The sequence below is a fragment of the Staphylococcus sp. LKG4-2 genome (assembly GCF_050955665.1).
In the GTDB taxonomy this organism is placed as follows: Bacteria; Bacillota; Bacilli; order Staphylococcales; family Staphylococcaceae; genus Staphylococcus; species Staphylococcus saprophyticus.
On the sequence record NZ_CP194532.1, the window covers coordinates 62,420 to 79,966 of the forward strand.

Annotated in this window: 20 protein-coding genes, 2 pseudogenes and 1 riboswitch; of the genes and pseudogenes, 11 read left to right on the top strand and 11 right to left on the bottom strand. The window is 32.9% G+C overall.

The window, feature by feature from the left end:
* Window positions 1-121: 121 nt before the first annotated feature.
* Window positions 122-697, bottom strand: coding sequence for a hypothetical protein (locus ACM6UH_RS00270; protein WP_048787261.1), 576 nt, complete (start codon window positions 695-697; stop codon window positions 122-124).
* Between the two features lie 85 nt (window positions 698-782).
* Window positions 783-1,538, bottom strand: a complete 756-nt coding sequence (gene nfsA / locus ACM6UH_RS00275) for an oxygen-insensitive NADPH nitroreductase (RefSeq protein WP_047505286.1) — start codon at window positions 1,536-1,538, stop codon at window positions 783-785.
* Between the two features lie 403 nt (window positions 1,539-1,941).
* Here nfsA and ACM6UH_RS00280 point away from each other — a divergent pair, with 403 nt between their 5' ends.
* The 5 genes from ACM6UH_RS00280 to ACM6UH_RS00300 all read left to right on the top strand — a co-directional run bounded on the left by ACM6UH_RS00280 (window position 1,942) and on the right by ACM6UH_RS00300 (window position 6,616).
* Window positions 1,942-2,295 (top strand): helix-turn-helix domain-containing protein, encoded by a 354-nt coding sequence (locus ACM6UH_RS00280; protein WP_048787255.1) that lies wholly within the window; start codon window positions 1,942-1,944, stop codon window positions 2,293-2,295.
* A 460-nt stretch (window positions 2,296-2,755) separates the two neighbouring features.
* The gene (gene ahpC, locus ACM6UH_RS00285) at window positions 2,756-3,325 is read left to right on the top strand and encodes an alkyl hydroperoxide reductase subunit C (protein ID WP_047505279.1); all 570 of its coding nucleotides are present in this window, start codon (window positions 2,756-2,758) and stop codon (window positions 3,323-3,325) included.
* 16 nt (window positions 3,326-3,341) lie between these two features.
* Window positions 3,342-4,865 carry an alkyl hydroperoxide reductase subunit F gene (ahpF, locus tag ACM6UH_RS00290; RefSeq protein WP_061050401.1) on the top strand — a complete coding sequence of 508 codons (1,524 nt, stop codon included), beginning with the start codon at window positions 3,342-3,344 and terminating at the stop codon, window positions 4,863-4,865.
* 604 nt (window positions 4,866-5,469) lie between these two features.
* A complete protein-coding gene (locus ACM6UH_RS00295; protein WP_041079844.1) occupies window positions 5,470-6,090 on the top strand; it encodes an NDxxF motif lipoprotein in 621 nt (206 codons plus the stop codon).
* A 310-nt stretch (window positions 6,091-6,400) separates the two neighbouring features.
* Window positions 6,401-6,616 (top strand): hypothetical protein, encoded by a 216-nt coding sequence (locus ACM6UH_RS00300; RefSeq protein WP_011303933.1) that lies wholly within the window; start codon window positions 6,401-6,403, stop codon window positions 6,614-6,616.
* A gap of 43 nt (window positions 6,617-6,659) precedes the next feature.
* On the opposite strand, the gene ACM6UH_RS00305 is transcribed toward ACM6UH_RS00300, so the two are convergent.
* Window positions 6,660-7,238: a histidine phosphatase family protein gene (locus ACM6UH_RS00305; RefSeq protein WP_047505272.1), complete on the bottom strand. Its 579-nt coding sequence runs from the start codon at window positions 7,236-7,238 to the stop codon at window positions 6,660-6,662.
* Between the two features lie 139 nt (window positions 7,239-7,377).
* Between ACM6UH_RS00305 and ACM6UH_RS00310 the strand changes: the two genes are divergently transcribed.
* Window positions 7,378-7,743, top strand: coding sequence for a DUF4870 domain-containing protein (locus tag ACM6UH_RS00310; protein ID WP_047505269.1), 366 nt, complete (start codon window positions 7,378-7,380; stop codon window positions 7,741-7,743).
* 103 nt (window positions 7,744-7,846) lie between these two features.
* Window positions 7,847-8,179 (top strand): DUF4889 domain-containing protein, encoded by a 333-nt coding sequence (locus ACM6UH_RS00315; protein WP_041079841.1) that lies wholly within the window; start codon window positions 7,847-7,849, stop codon window positions 8,177-8,179.
* A 367-nt stretch (window positions 8,180-8,546) separates the two neighbouring features.
* On the opposite strand, the gene ACM6UH_RS00320 is transcribed toward ACM6UH_RS00315, so the two are convergent.
* The 4 genes and pseudogenes from ACM6UH_RS00320 to ACM6UH_RS00335 all read right to left on the bottom strand — a co-directional run bounded on the left by ACM6UH_RS00320 (window position 8,547) and on the right by ACM6UH_RS00335 (window position 11,734).
* Entirely contained in the window at window positions 8,547-9,878 is a 1,332-nt protein-coding gene (locus ACM6UH_RS00320) for a PepSY-associated TM helix domain-containing protein (RefSeq protein WP_047505265.1), read from the bottom strand.
* Between the two features lie 212 nt (window positions 9,879-10,090).
* Window positions 10,091-10,716: pseudogene (locus ACM6UH_RS00325) on the bottom strand (LysE family translocator).
* A gap of 377 nt (window positions 10,717-11,093) precedes the next feature.
* A pseudogene (locus ACM6UH_RS00330) lies at window positions 11,094-11,408 on the bottom strand (DMT family transporter).
* Window positions 11,408-11,734, bottom strand: a complete 327-nt coding sequence (locus ACM6UH_RS00335) for a DMT family transporter (protein WP_047505258.1) — start codon at window positions 11,732-11,734, stop codon at window positions 11,408-11,410. Before ACM6UH_RS00335 ends, ACM6UH_RS00330 begins: the two are co-directional and overlap by 1 nt.
* Window positions 11,735-11,786: 52 nt before the next feature.
* Window positions 11,787-11,886, bottom strand: a riboswitch (guanidine-I (ykkC/yxkD leader).
* 293 nt (window positions 11,887-12,179) lie between these two features.
* On the opposite strand from ACM6UH_RS00335, the gene ACM6UH_RS00340 reads away from it, so the two are divergent.
* The gene (locus ACM6UH_RS00340; protein WP_011303942.1) at window positions 12,180-12,404 is read left to right on the top strand and encodes a hypothetical protein; all 225 of its coding nucleotides are present in this window, start codon (window positions 12,180-12,182) and stop codon (window positions 12,402-12,404) included.
* 41 nt (window positions 12,405-12,445) lie between these two features.
* Here ACM6UH_RS00340 and ACM6UH_RS00345 read toward each other — a convergent pair whose 3' ends face one another.
* On the bottom strand, window positions 12,446-12,865 hold the full coding sequence (locus ACM6UH_RS00345) for a GNAT family N-acetyltransferase (protein ID WP_048787257.1): 420 nt from the start codon (window positions 12,863-12,865) through the stop codon (window positions 12,446-12,448).
* A 308-nt stretch (window positions 12,866-13,173) separates the two neighbouring features.
* Between ACM6UH_RS00345 and ACM6UH_RS00350 the strand changes: the two genes are divergently transcribed.
* Window positions 13,174-13,353: a hypothetical protein gene (locus ACM6UH_RS00350; RefSeq protein ID WP_002484285.1), complete on the top strand. Its 180-nt coding sequence runs from the start codon at window positions 13,174-13,176 to the stop codon at window positions 13,351-13,353.
* Between the two features lie 78 nt (window positions 13,354-13,431).
* Here ACM6UH_RS00350 and merA read toward each other — a convergent pair whose 3' ends face one another.
* From merA to ACM6UH_RS00365, 3 genes are all read right to left on the bottom strand, one after another.
* Window positions 13,432-14,754 carry a hypothiocyanous acid reductase MerA gene (gene merA / locus ACM6UH_RS00355; RefSeq protein ID WP_048787258.1) on the bottom strand — a complete coding sequence of 441 codons (1,323 nt, stop codon included), beginning with the start codon at window positions 14,752-14,754 and terminating at the stop codon, window positions 13,432-13,434.
* On the bottom strand, window positions 14,741-15,175 hold the full coding sequence (gene hypR / locus ACM6UH_RS00360; protein WP_047505249.1) for a redox-sensitive transcriptional regulator HypR: 435 nt from the start codon (window positions 15,173-15,175) through the stop codon (window positions 14,741-14,743). Before hypR ends, merA begins: the two co-directional genes overlap by 14 nt.
* A gap of 171 nt (window positions 15,176-15,346) precedes the next feature.
* Window positions 15,347-15,751 carry an SRPBCC family protein gene (locus ACM6UH_RS00365; RefSeq protein WP_048787259.1) on the bottom strand — a complete coding sequence of 135 codons (405 nt, stop codon included), beginning with the start codon at window positions 15,749-15,751 and terminating at the stop codon, window positions 15,347-15,349.
* A gap of 186 nt (window positions 15,752-15,937) precedes the next feature.
* Between ACM6UH_RS00365 and ACM6UH_RS00370 the strand changes: the two genes are divergently transcribed.
* Together ACM6UH_RS00370 and ACM6UH_RS00375 are read left to right on the top strand one after the other, a co-directional pair.
* Window positions 15,938-16,312, top strand: coding sequence for a VOC family protein (locus ACM6UH_RS00370; RefSeq protein WP_048787260.1), 375 nt, complete (start codon window positions 15,938-15,940; stop codon window positions 16,310-16,312).
* A 366-nt stretch (window positions 16,313-16,678) separates the two neighbouring features.
* On the top strand, window positions 16,679-17,425 hold the full coding sequence (locus ACM6UH_RS00375; RefSeq protein WP_011303947.1) for a poly-gamma-glutamate hydrolase family protein: 747 nt from the start codon (window positions 16,679-16,681) through the stop codon (window positions 17,423-17,425).
* The last annotated feature ends 122 nt before the right edge of the window (window positions 17,426-17,547 follow it).

Consider the following 17,547-nt stretch of genomic DNA (forward strand, 5'->3'; position numbering starts at 1 on the left):
AATGGAAAAAGGTTGGAACACATACTGCTCGTTTCACTGTCTCACAAGAGATAGTTGAACGTTGTGTTCCAACCTTTTTTATAGTTTTTATCAACTTCTTATTTAATATCACTAATTGCGTCTAATACTCTGGTTTAAAAGGTCCCCACGTGATTTTATGTTTTCCATCGAGCGACAGTGTATCGATTGATTTTGACACATCATCAAACCACTTTAGAAATGCAGGTGTTTTCTCTAATTGTGCTTCTATACTGTCTTCGGTAATGTCGTGAAGATACCACGCTTTACTTTCAAATTCATATTGAACTTGAGAATACGCGAGTCTCGTCATATCTACACTATTATATATACAGTTTATTTGTTTAACCATATTAGGCGCCTGAGTAACGATACTATTTGAAATGACCTTTTTGTGCGCTTCATTATCTAAATCATTCCACATTCTTAACTGTCCATTCATTTGGAAGAATATATCAATCGTAGGGTCTTTTTCATCAAAGGAGATCAAGATGAAGATGCGTTCTGCCGTATAATCTACTGAATTAATAACACCGACAATTAATTTTTGAGCCATCTTTTCCCAATAGTGTTGGGCTTCATCGGGCGTGAGTTTACTATTTGATGAATAAATATAGTTTTCATTTTTATTCTGAAGCTCCGAAGCATCTGATTTTTTTCTAAAAATCTTATCAAACATATTCAACTTAATCCCCCCTTTCGAGTTATCTCAGGATATTAAAAATATTGAAATTATTATAAGTAAATCTCAGTTTTTCAATGAATTATTTTTTAATAAATCCTGATTTATTCAGTTGTTCTAACATATCTAGTCGTTGCTTCGCGCTCATAAAGTTAGCAACTTGATTAGACCATGATTCAGTACGTTCGCCATTTGTACGTGAACTATAATAGTCACTCACTGTTTGATCATATGCTTTTAATGTTTCACGTTGGCTATCTTTATCACTATCATATTTATTAGCATGAAATACATGTTCAAATGGCAATCTTGGTTTAGGGCTACCATTTTCATCATCTTCTGGAATACCTAATGCCATACCAAAAAGTGGGAAAGTATGTTTAGGTAATTCTAAAATTTCTCTTACTCTTTCCACATCGTTTCTCAATGAACCTAAATACACCATGCCATAGCCCATATCTTCAGCTGTCGCTGCAATATTTTGAGCTACTAATGTCGCATCAATAGTGCCTACAAGTAATCCTTCAGCAGATTCAAATGATGTTTGCATATCATGTTTAGATTCCTCATTGATAATGGAATGTCTATAATAATCCATTACAAAAACAAATAAATAGCCATTTTCAACAACATAAGGTTGCCCAGATACTTCTTTCAATTCTTCCTTAATTTCTGGATCATTGATACCAATAATTGAATAGGCTTGTAAATAACTTGAAGTTGATGCACTTTGACCAGCTTCTACCAGTTGTTTTATATGCGCTTCTGATATTGGTTCCTTTTTAAATTTTCTAACTGAATGATGATTCTTCAATAAGTTGTATACATGCTCAGACAATGTTAACCGCTCCTCTTTACATAAAGTTACTCATAGCATAACAAAACAGCGACTGCTTTGTTTACATTATGTTTACCCGTTTTCATTACTATTAAAAGACTTAGAGGTAAATAACTTACTTATTGCAATACAGATTAATCGTATCATTATAAAAAAATCGCACCATGCATGGTTTATTAATAGTTAAATTATTTTATATCACGGTACAAATCCAATTAATGGGTATAATATAATTAAAATCATTCAATCAATAATTGCGATATGTTATACATAATTTTTCTATATTTTTTTATGAAATACTTTTAAATCACAGATGCACCTTTAGGTTGCTTTAAAATATATGATTTGGTGCGTGACGCATTAAAGGCTCTATATTAAATTATTCGTAAAGAGAGTGATTATTATGGAAATCGGATCAAAAACAAAAGAAAAACGCGAACAAAAACACTGGTCTCAAGACGAACTTGCAGAGATATTGAATATTTCAAGACAAAGTATTTCAAAATGGGAATTAAACAAAGTTTATCCAAGTATTGATATGCTCATTAAAATGAGTGATCTGTTTGATATCTCTTTAGATGAACTAATCAAGGGCGACAAACAGTTTAAAAAAACAATCATTGAAACATACCAAGATCCTGTATCGTATCATCATCAAAAAAGAGGCATGAATGGTTGGGAATTTTTAGCTGGAAACTGGTGGCTATTCTTCCCCATCGCGGGCATGATTTGGTGGGTGTTGCGTTCTTTTATTTAACAAATTGAATAACATCGCTCAGGACAGTCTGCTATCCGTCTAAACAATGAAATTATTGATTGCTATATAGCTTATAAAATATGAACAGACCATAAGCACGTAAATATTCATCTATATGAATTTAATCAGCACCCAATAATAACATACTTTTTTTAAATAGCCTTTCTTCTCATTTTCATGTTTTAGTTGAGAATTTAAAGGCTATTTATTATTTATACAGCGTTATTTTATAAAGTATAACGCTCGATTTTAATGTAAAAATACATTTTTATTGTATACTGAAACACAGAGTCAAAGTGGTTTTTTTAAGCGTTTTCTCAAAATTCTTCTGTGTTGACGAATAATGAGGGAAATGCAATAATAGAATACGAAGATTAGAATTATTATAATTAAGAAACAGAAAAATCTACCCTTACTTAATTCTAATTGAAAATATGTTATTAAATAGGAGGATATTTTTATGTCATTAATAAATAAAGAAATTTTACCATTTACAGCTAACGCATACGATCCACAAAAGGATGAATTCTTCGAAGTTTCAGATGAAAACTTAAAAGGTTCATGGAGTGTTGTTTGCTTCTACCCAGCAGACTTTTCATTCGTGTGCCCTACTGAATTAGAAGACTTACAAGGTCAATATGATAAATTACAAGAATTAGGTGTCAACGTATATTCTGTATCAACAGATACACACTTCGTACACAAAGCTTGGCATGATCATTCAGATGCAATTAGTAAAATTCAATACACTATGATTGGTGACCCTTCTCAAACAATCACACGCAATTTTGATGTATTAGATGAAGATCTAGGACTTGCACAACGTGGTACGTTTATCGTAGATCCAGATGGCGTTGTACAAGCAGCAGAAGTTAACGCTGACGGTATCGGCCGTGATGCTAGCACATTAGTACACAAAATCAAAGCAGCACAATATGTACGTCAACACCCAGGCGAAGTTTGCCCAGCAAAATGGGAAGAAGGTTCAGAAACATTACAACCTGGTCTTGACTTAGTAGGTAAAATCTAAGGAGGCATTGATTTAAATGCTAAATGATCAGCTTAAATCACAATTGCAACAATTACTTCAATTGATGGAAGGCGACGTAGTTCTAAAAGCGAGCCTTGGTTCAGATGATAAATCTAAAGAACTGAAAGAACTTTTAGATGAAGTATCTGCCGCGTCCGATTACATTACTATAGAAGCATCTGACTTGAAACGTACACCAAGCTTTTCAGTAGATAAACCTAATGAAACATCAGGTATTACTTTTGCTGGTTTACCAATGGGTCATGAATTTAATTCTCTAGTTCTTGCTTTGTTACAAGTAAGTGGTCGTCCACCAAAAGAAGAACAAGCCATTATAGATCAAATTAAAGCAATCGATCGTCCACTACATTTTGAAACGTATATTAGCTTAACGTGTCAAAAATGTCCCGACGTAGTTCAAGCATTAAACTTGATGAGTTTATTAAATCCAAATATTTCTCATACAATGATAGATGGCTCTATTTTCAGAGAAGAATCTGAAAATATTATGGCAGTACCCGCTATTTTCTTAGATGGCGAAGAATTTGGAAATGGACGCATGACGATCCAAGATATTTTAGCAAATCTTGGTAGTCAAGCAGACCCAGCTGAATTTAACGATAAAGCACCATACGACGTATTAATTGTCGGTGGTGGTCCTGCAAGTGGTAGCGCTGCAGTCTACACTGCACGTAAAGGTTTACGTACTGGTATCGTCGCAGACCGTATCGGTGGTCAAGTCAACGATACAGCTACCATTGAGAACTTTGTCACTGTTAAAGAAACAGATGGGCCTAAATTCTCATCTGCATTAGAAGATCATATTAAACAATATGATGTCGATGTCATGACAGGTATTCGTGCCAGTGATATTGAAAAAACGGATGACGGTATTGTCGTAACATTAGATAATGGTGCTCAATTGACGAGTAAGACGGTTATTATTTCAACAGGTGCGCGTTGGCGTAAACTAGAAGTCCCAGGTGAAGAAGCATTAATCAATAAAGGTGTTGCATTCTGTCCACACTGTGACGGCCCATTATTTGAAAATAAAAATATCGCTGTTATAGGTGGCGGAAATTCAGGCGTCGAAGCTGCAATCGACTTAGCTGGCATCGTTGAACATGTTACATTACTTGAACGTAACGCTAACCTTAAAGCAGACAATGTTTTACAGAAACGTTTAAACAGCTTACCTAATGTAACAGTTATTAAAAATGCTCAAACAACCGAAGTACTTGGAGACGATGCAGTGACTGGTATTAAATATCAGGATAAGGCACAAGGTGAGGAACATACGCTAGATTTAGAAGGTATCTTTGTACAAATTGGATTACTACCTAATACAGAGTGGTTAAACAATTATGTAGAACTAAATGATGCCAAAGAAATTAAAGTAGACCGCACGAATGCGACAAGTATCCCAGGTATATTTGCGGCAGGCGATGTCACTGATGATCGCAATAAACAAATTATTATTTCAATGGGCGCAGGTGCTAATGCAGCATTAAATGCTTTTGATTATATTATCAGACATTAGTAATACCCATTATCGTCACTGAAAATTAAAAATTTGAGATATAAATCCCCCCATTCTCAAATAAGAGGAGTCTGAGACATAAATAGATGTTTTAGGCTCCTCTTTATATTTAAAATCTCACTATTTAGACCGTCCATGTTTGCCTAAAATCTGGTTCAAATCTATAGTCTCTCACTCATACTATTTCCCCACGGCGTCAGCAAATTACAAAATCACTACAATATATGAATGCCCAAAAATTAAGACTTTTTCACATAAGGAAATGACTGACATCTCATTGTAAAACGAATCACCGTGTCAACTAGAGGTATTCATCTCCCATATGCTTTTTCACATCATATAGCTTATTTGATGATTAATTGAAATACAGCACATATCTAAGTAACATTTTATTATGAAAATCTAATGAATATTTTTAAAATTACTAAGTTCATCTCTTTTCTTTTATATTTTGTTCAAAAGATTGTGCATTTTATTATTTAATACATCATTCAAATAAATAGCACTACATGATACGCTTAAGTTATAATTTTTAAGAACGTGTTTATACATTCATTAGTTTGTTATATACGTATGATTATTTTTAAAGGAGCAGTTTTTATTTATGAAAAAAAGTATATTACTCTCATTGGTCTTAGTGCTAACTGTGATACTCGCAGCATGTTCAAATGATGAATCCGATGATGACAAAGGTTATAGTGGAAAAAACGCACCTAAAAATGTTAAAACAATTACTGAACAAGACATCTTTAATTCAGACAAAAGTGGCGAAACACTAAGCGAAGCAGAAGCTAATAAAGCAATTAAAAAATATCTAGATGTGAACTCAGATATTATAGACAATAAGTATCTAATCCAATACCAATTAGATAAGCAAACAGGTACAGATACAAAGATTACCGATAAACAAGCAAAACGTTTATCCGAACTATCACATAACTCAGTTAAAAATGATGTGCGTTTCAAAAAGTTCGTAAAAAACAACAAATTCCCAGATGGGTATGAAGAAAACCTCGATCGAATCGTTAATTACTTTACAGCCTTAAATAGCACAATCAAAAATGCTGACGAAGACATTGAGCAATTAGATTACCAGCCACAAAACAAACTTAATGTTGCAGATGTACCAACAAAATATGCTGGAGATGTTAACGGGAAACAACAAGATAAAATCAAAAAATTCTTAAAAGATAAAGGTATTAAATCTGACGCCGTCGACAAATAAGTGACAAACTTATAGTTTAGATATGTTTTCCAACTCTGTCGCTACCTAAGTATTTACAAAATATTCGGTTAAGTTACAAAGAGATTACATGACACCTTTTCAAATTTATAAAGGGCTCAAGCCTATTTATATCCATATTAACCATGGTCTATGACTTATTTCTGTAAAAAACCTTACTTAATTGTAAGGTTTTTTAATATGATATCCCTTTTTTTCACAAAGTAACATTTGTTATGCTTATTTATAAGTTAAAGAACAAATGCATCGAAGCTCAGCCAATCAAGTAATAATTTTAAGGAGGAACACCTTTATGATATTAACAATTTTAATAGGTGCCATGGCTGCTATCTTCATAGCTTTTAATCTCTTTGAGAAGAAAGAAAAATATGGCGTTGTTTCTTATAAAACAATCGCACTTAGTGTAACTTACGTCATACTTGCCGTAATTGTCGGAAGTTTTTTAGACAATTTCAATACGCTATTCCAAGGATTTCATGATAGCTTAACAGCAGCTAAAAGATATTAACCTGAACCGACGATGTCGTAGTTCAGGCTTTTTATGTTAATGGCTATTTTTCTAGTTCATAAGGTAAACAGTTTTCAATTTTTCTATCAATCACTGTAGCTTCCGAATCATATCCTAAATATACGAAGCAACAACGTATAACAACTTGATGTGCTACGATAGCAATGGAATCGAGTGAATCATCAATTTCATTTTCAAAAAATTGTTTAACACGTTCCATAACATCCGCATAACTTTCTCCCTCTGGCGCCTTTTGCGTAAAACTGTGACGAAATTCAAGATAATTTTGATCTTCAAAATAGCGTGTATAAGATGAATTTTGTTCCACTGCTTCAACAATTTTACCTTCAAAAACACCAAGCGAACGCTCTCTTAACAAAGGGGTCACGCTTACCGGAATCGATTTATCAAATATCGCATTATAAGTTTGACGTGTCCGTAATAAATCCGAAATATAAATATGATCTATTGCTTTTTTGTCAAAATAGCTCTGTAATAATTGAGCTGACCATGTGCCTCTCTCAGTAAGTGGTACATCTAATTGTCCACAGAAATAATTTTTCCCTTGTTTCTTATCATAATTTGATTGTGACTCACCATGTCTTACCAAATATATTTTCATATTAACCATCCTCTCTTTTCGTATGCATATGCGCATGATTACCATAATCAATTGGATTAACTAACAATACTGTCATGTTAAGCTTTTACTCTATATTTTTTGAAACTACCTTGTTAGTATACTAACTGAGGTGATACAAATGAATGACAGAGTTATACAAAACAGTACACAAGGAGAACGTGTTCTCGCAGCACTGAGTTATTTTAGTATCTTTTTTGCACCAATCATATTACCTATTTTTATATGGATTTTTGCTGATAGACCTACTTCTAACCACGCAGCTAAATCGTTAGCTTATCATATTATAACGTATATTGGACCGATACTTTTAATTCTCAGCATTGGATTTGGTGGCGTCTTAATCAATAATAGTTCTACCATTACCAGTGTGATAATGATTACAGTGGCAATTATTTTATTCGTCATAACCGTTTGGTATACGATCAAAAATATTTATCGTGGTGTCAGAGTATTGATCTCTGAACACGCTTATTTCCATCCCTAAACTGAATAGCAATTTATTTTTTGACAAAATTAGCAACATTTTAAAAGGTTATATACGAATTTACTTTAATCCTTTATGCTTAACATAAAAGGAGACAGAGTATATGAATAAAAAATTAACAATTTCTATCATTAGTATTTTAGTCATTATTGGTGTCGTCTTCACCATCTTTATGATTACATCGAGTCAAAAGAGCACATATTATGGCTATATGTCAGATAGTACAACTGCTGAAAAAGTGGTCAGTGAAAAAGATGGTCTCGTGACTAAAAACGTTAAAATAGACAATAAAAATGACGATTTCAAACCTAAAAAAGGTGACTTTGTTAAATTAGTTTCTAAAGATGACGGCAAAACATTCTATAAACAAGAAGTTGTAAAACACGACGATATTCCACATGGTTTAATGATGAAAATACATGAAATGGAAATGTAATCTATACATTTAATGTGATTACTACACAAAAAGCAGGGAGGCTCATAGAGACCTTCCTGCTTTTTGAATGTAGACAAATTCTGCGCAAGTATATGCGCGGAGTTTATCTATTTTAATTATTAGTCTTATTTTTAATACAGAATGAGAGTGGGGGCAGAAATCAAATTTTCTAATAGAGTTCTCGTAGGCTCACCTATGCAATCAAGTCAATATTTTATTGACAGTGATTTATGTCGACTCCTGTGGGAATAGCACTAGCCAAAGACTACAGGCTAAGGCAGTGCCGCGGAAAGTGTGCATAAAGAAACTGCCAACAAAGTCGGAGACTTTGTCGACAGTCTGAAAGCAGTAAAATTCCGTTCGTGCACTATCGATTCTTTTTATCCTTAAAATAAAGCAATAGCTCTATTAAGAAAACGATAATAAGAGAAAAACCAAATAATGGCATCAATATCCCTAATATAACCAGTATGATAACCAATGGAATAGACATTGGCTTTTTAACTCTTTTTGGTATTTTAATTTGCGTTGCTTTCATTTTCTTAATCCAAGACGTTAGACCCAGTCCTACCGCAGCAAGTAATGCGATACATACAAGCAAGTTAATCACTTTATTGGCAATACCGAACAAATGACCTTCATGCAGAGGAATACCCCATGTAAACCATTTACCAATTATGCCGTACTCTTGATATTTCACCTTACCTAAATCTTTACCATTATATTGATCTATATATAACGTCTGTTCATCGTAAGGTGACACGTCTAAGCCTGTCACACCTGTATTACTACCTTTCGAAACTGTAAATGCCGCTTCTTCACTCGTTGGATAAACAATTGAAAATGGCTTCGTAATGCCATCTTTTTGTGCTTCTGCAACAACTTTATCAATCGAAATTTGTTTTTCAATATCTGTTCTTGGCATTTCACCACTACCATGATGCGCAGATCCGCTCTCAGACTCTGGTTGCTTATTTTTACGTGTTGCCCAAGGTATTTCATTCACATCTGATTTAGGTGGATTAACTGCCAATTCTGACTGTCCCAACTCTCCAGAATTATCCATAACACTCGCAATTTTAGCCCCCATAAATCCAGACCATGGCAAGCCAGTCAATACAAGCACAAACACCGGTATGGCAATGATAATCCCAAGTGTAGCATGCCATTTTTGGAATCTTAATCGCTTACTTTTATTTGTAATTAATTTTTTCTTAATTAACATATACGTTCCAGACAATATCATGAAAATAGTCCAACACGCTGTCAGTTCTACCAAGTAATTAATAAAAGTATTTTCAGTAAATAATGAGCTATGTATATTTCGTACAACGTTCGCATACGTATGTTTTGCATTTTGATCAGCAACAATTTGATTATTTTGATCTAGAAAAACATAACGTTGGTTCCCTGCCATATCATCTAATGTAATTCTACTATTATAAGGCTCTTCTAAAATACTAACTTTACTTATGTAAAAACCATCAAATTTATCTTCTACTTGATCGACTGCCTGATTAAGTGATTGATGTTCTTTTACAGGACTATCACCGAAAAATTCTGTCTTATAAATATTATTTTCTACTTCTTGGAAAAACAGAAACCCAATGCCCGAAATTGTTAACGTAATCAGTAGCGGCGTAATAAATAACGCTGCATAGAAATGAAGCCTCTGTAATGGATTAAATATATTTTTCAAAAGTTTATTTCCCCTCTCTCTTTTAATATTATAAATAACTAACAAGATTATTGTGTAGATAAATTGTGAATATTTCAAAAGAGTTTTAAAAACAATTATCTACAATTTAAATTATTTTGTTTATTTATGACTATGGTAACTTGTAATTTAAAATGGGATAAAATAAAACGTCCAACACATCAAGTAATGTCTCAGACGTTCATACATGGTATTTAACTACTTTTACTCAATAGCAGATTAAGTGATAAGCCAATCAATATTGCGCCAACCGTATAATCAAAAATTGCTTTTATTTTTCTATTAGTAAACAATATCTTAATATATTGAAAATATAAACACAGAAAATAAACCAGAGCAAAATAACTGTGGTCACAATTGCAGTTAATATAGCAATTTTAGATGTAACAGCTTCACCAGTACTTAAAAATTGCGGCAATATACTGATATAATAAAGTAATGCTTTGGGATTTAAAATCGTACTAAAAAAACCTTGTCTATATGAACTTAAATAAGTAATACGCTGTGCTTTCATCTGAGATGTTGAAAAGTTCATACTTTGTCTTGCACTGATGATACTTCTAATTCCTAAATATATAAGATATATAGCACCTAAAATCTTAATTGTCACAAAGACATAATACATATTAGCCAGTATAAAAATAATACCGAACACAGCTAACAATGAATACACTATATGCCCTGACGCAATACCTAAGGCTGCCATAGCGCCATTACCTTTTCCTGAGGTAATTGAATTTTTCATTACGACAAAGAAATCCGGCCCCGGAACAATAATAATCATTAATGTTATGATAATAAATGCTGCCAAACCTTCCATAGACTACATCCCACCTTTGTACTTCAGGCATCAGTTACCAAATATCCCCGCAATATCGTAATTAACAGTTTTTATTTTAACTCATATGATTTGAGGAAAAATGAATGCTTATGTGACAATATTACATTTTTATTGAAGCCTGATTACTAGATATGATATATTAAAGGTGTAGTTGGAAACCGACTACTAGTCTTTTATATTCATGAACATATTACTCTTAAGGCGACACGGATGTGTCGTCTTTTTTTATATAAACGTACATTGTCTACACTGCAATACTGTGTTTCGAGATCCTTCACGTCCTATATAAACTTGAAAATTGAATAATACCGCATCACATTTTTGACCGTATAATATTTACCAAATTGTCCTTCACTTTAACTCACTAATTTTAAACCAATCGTACTTCCCAATATCACTAAAATACATACTACTCTTTTAATATCCTTAGATTCATTATAAAAGATCATCCCAAGAATTGCGCCACCTACTGCACCAATACCTGTCTAGATTGCGTACGCTGTGCTCATCGGAAGGTACATCATTGCGGTAGATAATGCCATGAAACTCACAGCAAAAAAGAAAATGAGTCCCATTGCATCTCGTTTTTGACGATGATGCACATATGCATTTAAAAAATTTATACCTAACATTTCAAAGACACCTGCAAAAACTAATAAGATCCATGCCATTATGCTTCTCCTCCTTTATTTGTAGTTACTAATTTCAGGCTAATGACGCCTGCAAGTAAAATGACAATTAACATTATTTTCATAACATTAAACGGTTCGCCAAAAAACAAGAAATCAAACAACGTAACCCATGTTGTTCCGAGACCTACAAACACGGCATACGCTGAGCCTACAGGCAGAACCTTTGAAGCATCTACTAATAAATAAAAGCTTACAAATATAGCAATCATCGTAAACAGCCATTCCCACCAAGATGACGCATGGGTTAAACCAATCACCCATCCTACTTCAAAAAATGTTGCGATAATAATTTTGATCCAATTCATTCCTATGTCCTCCTTTAAAATAAAAAAAGCCTGGGAGATAGTGTTAATTACTATCTCCCAGGCTTTTATCCTTCCGTGTCACATAAAAATATGTGGCTTTCTCTCGGACCAGACCAAAGTAATCACCTTGCGGAACCCTAGAAAGCTTTATTCGATTAATTGTATCGTAGCAAATTACACTAACGATTACAAGCATGCTCATTCATTTCACCCAGTTTAAAATAATTATTATTAAGAAAAGGCTTAAGCATGCGTTTACATGTGAAATTTTACAAATTTCTAAGATTTTTTAAGTCAAAACCCTCTACATTTTATAAATTTTAATGTATAATCAGTTATAGATTATAATTATTATAATATAGATAAAGATGAGCTGAAATTTATTCTCATTTACATCAATCAATGCTTCAAATGCATTGAAATATAATATAAGCGAGGGATAACGATGCAATTACTAAATTATAAAATGCACAATGATGAACTAATCGCTACTGTACTTTCCGACAAAAAGCAATTATTTAAATATACTTTTGATGTTACGACGCCAGAATATGAAATATTAGATGTCCTTGAAGAAATAAATCACTATGTAGACAATGGACAACACCCACTTGGTTGTTCTTTACTTAAAAATTATGCCTACGAGGACGTGAGTCACAATCTTTTATAATCTTCTTTACACAACAAAAAGATGAGTATATCTGCTATAAATTAAACAGTATACTCATCTTTTAATTTTGCATTATTATAAATAGCCATTCCAGTTTTTAATTTTTGAAATCCAATCGCTTCGTAAAATGATTCATTCCCAGTTGTTGCGATAAGATGAATACAAGAAAGTTCCCCCAAATAATTCACCATTTCTTGAACAATTTTATTGCCAACGCCTTTAGATTGATAAGCGGTATCTACTACAACATCATAAATCGCGGCATTAAACACACCATCTGACATCGCTCTGGCGAAACCAATCACTTGGCCCTCTCTTTTTGCAATCACGACATGTGTCGCAGTATTAAATAGTGTAATCACTTCTTCTTGATTATGGCCATTCCAATGGTTCCCATGATAAATGCGCACTATTTCATCTATATCATTCATATCAAATTGATACTCATATTTTATATCCATTTAGCACACCTTCCAAAATAATTTTCAATATTTATAAACCACATCGTTCTTTATATATGAATTATTAAATAATATATATATTTTAACATGAATCTTTAAAAATTAATGGATGTCATAGCAATCTATTGATTTTAATACATATTAACTAATTTCATTATTACGTATAACGCTGATCATGATGTATAAATAGAAATATACATTGTACACGTTAATTATTAGCGACTGACGGGTAAATATATATTAAACGGGGCGATAACATTGTCACGCAACGCAATCAATACTGAATATTTATTAGGAGGCGACTTATCATGTGGATTGGTTCAATCATACTCATCATTGTCGGTATTGTGTTACTCATCATAAATCAGCAGACTTCTAAAAAGGAAGGCGTAAGCAAAAAACAAAGTTATATTAGTATCGGCATTGTTTGTATCATTATTGGTGCTTTTTACCTTATCGGACAGATTATTAAAGCCTTGGTTAGTTAAAGTCATATAAAAAAGCTCGGGTCTATTATGAGACCCGAGCTTTTGCATACTTATATCGAACGTGAAATTTAGATTTATTTACATATTAAATAAATCATTAAATGACTCTACCATCGTTGGATGTGTATAAATATTTGTATTCAATACTTTATATGATAATTTTTGATCAATGGCTAATTTCACTAAATTGATAATTTCTTCAGATTCTTTACCATATAACGTCACACCTAAGATGGTTTCGCTGTCTTTATCAACGACTGCTTTAAATAAGCCTCTTGGGTCGTTGTTTACTTTATGTCTAGGGATTGTATTAACTGGAACCGTATTTTCTATAATATGATATCCCTGTGCTTTTGCTTCTTTACTAGTTAAACCAACACGTGCTAATGGTGGATCGATAAATACAGTATAAGGCACCGCGCCACGATTTTCAGTAGAACGTTCACCATTTCCAAATAATTGATCTTTCACGATTCTAAAGTCATCTAATGAAATATATGTGAACTGCATACCACCTTTAACGTCGCCTAATGCATAAACGTTTGCTGCAGTTGTTTGGAGGTGTTCATTTACTTTAATTTCACCATGTTCACCCAATTCAATATCTGTATTTTCAAGATTTAAATCTGTATTGGGTTTACGACCAGTAGCTAATAGTACAGCATCCGCTTCGTATGTGCCATCTGTCGTATGAACAAGTGTACCTGCTTCAACATCTTCAAATCTTTCTGTATTCGCGTTTAAGACGATATCGACTTGTTTATCTGCTAAGTCTTTTTTAACTTCTTTAACGATATCTTCGTCTTCTCTCGGCATGATATCATCGCCACGTTCTAGGACAGTGACTTGTGTACCAAAATTGGCAAATATAGATGCAAATTCTAATGCAATATAGCCACCACCGACAATAACTAATTTTTTAGGTTGGAAATCTAGATTCATAATACCTGTAGAATCATATAAATTTTTTGAACTTTCTACACCATTAATCGGTGGAATAACTGATTTTGCACCTGTATTAATGACTACATGCTCTGCAGATAATGTTTCTACCACATCACCTTGATCATTTAATAAATTGACTTCGCGATTCGATTTAAATTTAGCTGTGTAATCTAATACATCAATATTGTCTTCATCTGCTAAATTATGATAGTTCTTGCTATTTAATGCATTGACAACATCTGTTTTTCTTGAAAATGCTTGGTCAAACGAACCATGGTCTAAGCCTTCATGTACAAGTGTTTTAGAAGGAATACAACCGATATTAATACAAGTACCACCATACATCTCTTGAGATTTTTCAACGACAGCTACTTTTTTACCTTGTGCTGAAGCAAATTTCGCTAGTGTTTTACCACCTTTACCAAATCCTATAATCACTAAATCATACTGTTTCATGAGAATCCTCCTTTAATACTTCATTTAATACGTCATGGATAGTTACACTTTTATAATAATCAATTAGTAAGGCTTGCTCTCTTTTATGAAAATTAGACATTGTATGACCTATTTCCCTGGAAATTTCACAGTCACTACCTTCATCACCTGTAAACAATCGTCCATCCGATCTTTCTTCACTAAATGCAACAAATAATTCAGCGAGATTCACCTTCATTGTTTGATCATTCGCTTGATAGCCACCATATTTACCACGGCTTGCATCCAAGTACTGTTGATCATTCAATTTTCTTGTGACTCTTCTTAACTGTACAGGATTAACACAAATTCGTTCTGCTAATTCACTACTACTATACCGTTCATCCGGATGTTTCACTAAAAACGTCAGAAGATGCACAGCAATATTAAACTCTAAATTCATGAACATCACCTTTTAATTGTAACTTTTATAATTACATTAAAACGCATAGCGTTTACTTTGAAAAGTATTTTGCTTATATTTTTGTATTCCCTCTTTTTTAACTTTTATAAAAAAAAGAGCGAGATTGCATCTAATTAATTTAGATTTCTATTTCTCGCTCAATCACTTTCACTATAAAATGGCTGCTCTAATGGTAACGCCATGCTCTAAGTAGACTTTCAAACAACTGAGCATATAAACCCAGCCTTCTTTTTGACCTAATAATTGCTTCACATCTTGCGTGTCGAAGTCTTTTTCAGTTGTTGTTACAACAGTGCCCGCTTCACTCTCTTCAAATTGAATGGTTACAGGATGTGCACCCCAAGTAAACGCTATTAACTGGTTATCCTCCACCCGCTCAATGTTGATATTTAACTCAGCATCATATTCTTCATAACGGAGTGTAATGGTCTTACCTTGTTCCCATCTTTCAGAACTAGAAGAGAACCAGAATCCTCCAATTTTCTCTGGATCTACAAATGCTTCAAAAACAGTTTCTCTTGGTACATCAACTTGCATTTTTGTTATGATATCCATCCCAACCACGTCCTTCCTATTTGTATAATATAATATGAATTTTACATATGTTTGACATGATTTGCACTTAGCATGATATTTTATGACGATTTGACTTCACATAGTTTGAACAGTTAATTATTTTGTATTACTTGTTTTATTTTATATACTTAAAGTTAAGTAATACAAAATTATGGAGGCGATATAATGATTCAAAGATTAGATGAGGTAATGATTTATGTTTATAATCATGATAAAGCAATTACTTTTTGGACTAAAAATTTAGATTTCAAAGTAGTAGAAGATACTGAAGAATTGCAAATGCGTGTGGTTAAATTGGCACCCAATGACGATGCGCAAACTGCCATTGTTCTACAAGACAAAGCTAAAGTAGATGAAATGGATATGGGCGTTAGCACTGATACACCCTCTTTGATTTTTGCTACTACACAATTCGATGAACTATTTAATCGTCTAAAAGATAGCCAAGTAACTGTTGGCGATATTATGACATTAACTATGGGACGCGTTTTTAATTTTGCTGATGAAGAAAACAACTATTTTGCAGTAAAAGAAGTTTAGATTCCAACATAGTTTGAGCCGTTCTATTTTATTTGTCATTGATATTGATAATGGGCTAACTGTCTATCATTCATCACTTTATTACCAAAGTAACAAGATTGTAATAAATATATGACACGATTAATGTTTGATTTCTGGGAGTGGGACAGAAATCAAATTTTCTAATAGAGATTTCGTAGTCCCACCCCGGCAAGGATGACTAGGATTGAAATGTTTACCTGAGCTAAAGCTCATGCATAAGTCTCACTAACTTAATGAATTAATCAGTGAGACTTTACATTTTCAATTCAGTCATCTACTACCTAAATGAAAAAGAGCCTGTGACATCTATTTCTGTCTTAGGCTCATGCTTAACAAGGGAGTATTATGAAAAACGCATTCCATTCTTATTTATATTATTTAATTATGTTGATTATTGTGGGAATTATTCTGGCTACACTTTATTTTTTATATGTTTGGAAAAATGATCAACCACAAAATCAAGATCATTATAAAAATTTCACTGAACTTAAATCAGATACTAAAGAACATCGTGATTGGCAAACAAATGCCAAAACAACAAATAACAAAGATATACTCGTTACAGCGATTCATGGAGGAGGCATTGAGCCTGGCACTTCAGAATTAGCTAAACTTATTTCTAAAAAAGGTGATTATAATTTATATAGTTTTGAAGGTTTAATGAAATCGAATAATCAAAAATTGCATATTACCTCAACCCGTTTTGATGATCCCAAACTAATTAAATTAACGAATCAATCAAATGAATCGATTTCGATACACGGTATACAAGAACAGAAGAAAGTTGTCTATATCGGTGGTAAAGATAAAGCTATGGCCAAATCAATTACTAAAGAACTCGAAAAAGAAGGATTTAATGTTGAAAAGAGCCCCAACTATGTTAATGGAGATTCCAGTAAAAATATCATCAATAAGAATGATACGGGCTCGGGCGTTCAATTAGAAATCTCAACTCAGTATCGTAAATCTTTTTTTGATCATGGGCGTCTCGATAGAAAAACACGTGAAAATCCCAATGATTATAAACAATCAATATACGATTTTGCTGAAGCTGTAACAAAAGGTATTAAGGAACAAACAAATAAAAATTAATAGGCAACTTAACCAGAATCGTTAAAACTATATGACGATTCTGGTTTTTTAAATTCAAAAAGTTTTCTAAAAAATTTACTTTCTTTTTTAAAGTATAGGTATAAAATACAATTGATTAAAAT

Coding starts and splice junctions, on each gene's coding strand:
- ACM6UH_RS00270 (WP_048787261.1), bottom strand. CDS start 697: ATGTTTGATAAGATTTTTAGAAAAAAATCAGATGCTTCGGAGCTTCAG.
- ACM6UH_RS00280 (WP_048787255.1), top strand. CDS start 1,942: ATGGAAATCGGATCAAAAACAAAAGAAAAACGCGAACAAAAACACTGG.
- ahpC (WP_047505279.1), top strand. CDS start 2,756: ATGTCATTAATAAATAAAGAAATTTTACCATTTACAGCTAACGCATAC.
- ahpF (WP_061050401.1), top strand. CDS start 3,342: ATGCTAAATGATCAGCTTAAATCACAATTGCAACAATTACTTCAATTG.
- ACM6UH_RS00295 (WP_041079844.1), top strand. CDS start 5,470: ATGAAAAAAAGTATATTACTCTCATTGGTCTTAGTGCTAACTGTGATA.
- ACM6UH_RS00300 (WP_011303933.1), top strand. CDS start 6,401: ATGATATTAACAATTTTAATAGGTGCCATGGCTGCTATCTTCATAGCT.
- ACM6UH_RS00305 (WP_047505272.1), bottom strand. CDS start 7,238: ATGAAAATATATTTGGTAAGACATGGTGAGTCACAATCAAATTATGAT.
- ACM6UH_RS00310 (WP_047505269.1), top strand. CDS start 7,378: ATGAATGACAGAGTTATACAAAACAGTACACAAGGAGAACGTGTTCTC.
- ACM6UH_RS00315 (WP_041079841.1), top strand. CDS start 7,847: ATGAATAAAAAATTAACAATTTCTATCATTAGTATTTTAGTCATTATT.
- ACM6UH_RS00335 (WP_047505258.1), bottom strand. CDS start 11,734: ATGAATTGGATCAAAATTATTATCGCAACATTTTTTGAAGTAGGATGG.
- ACM6UH_RS00340 (WP_011303942.1), top strand. CDS start 12,180: ATGCAATTACTAAATTATAAAATGCACAATGATGAACTAATCGCTACT.
- ACM6UH_RS00345 (WP_048787257.1), bottom strand. CDS start 12,865: ATGGATATAAAATATGAGTATCAATTTGATATGAATGATATAGATGAA.
- ACM6UH_RS00350 (WP_002484285.1), top strand. CDS start 13,174: ATGTGGATTGGTTCAATCATACTCATCATTGTCGGTATTGTGTTACTC.
- merA (WP_048787258.1), bottom strand. CDS start 14,754: ATGAAACAGTATGATTTAGTGATTATAGGATTTGGTAAAGGTGGTAAA.
- hypR (WP_047505249.1), bottom strand. CDS start 15,175: ATGAATTTAGAGTTTAATATTGCTGTGCATCTTCTGACGTTTTTAGTG.
- ACM6UH_RS00365 (WP_048787259.1), bottom strand. CDS start 15,751: ATGGATATCATAACAAAAATGCAAGTTGATGTACCAAGAGAAACTGTT.
- ACM6UH_RS00370 (WP_048787260.1), top strand. CDS start 15,938: ATGATTCAAAGATTAGATGAGGTAATGATTTATGTTTATAATCATGAT.
- ACM6UH_RS00375 (WP_011303947.1), top strand. CDS start 16,679: ATGAAAAACGCATTCCATTCTTATTTATATTATTTAATTATGTTGATT.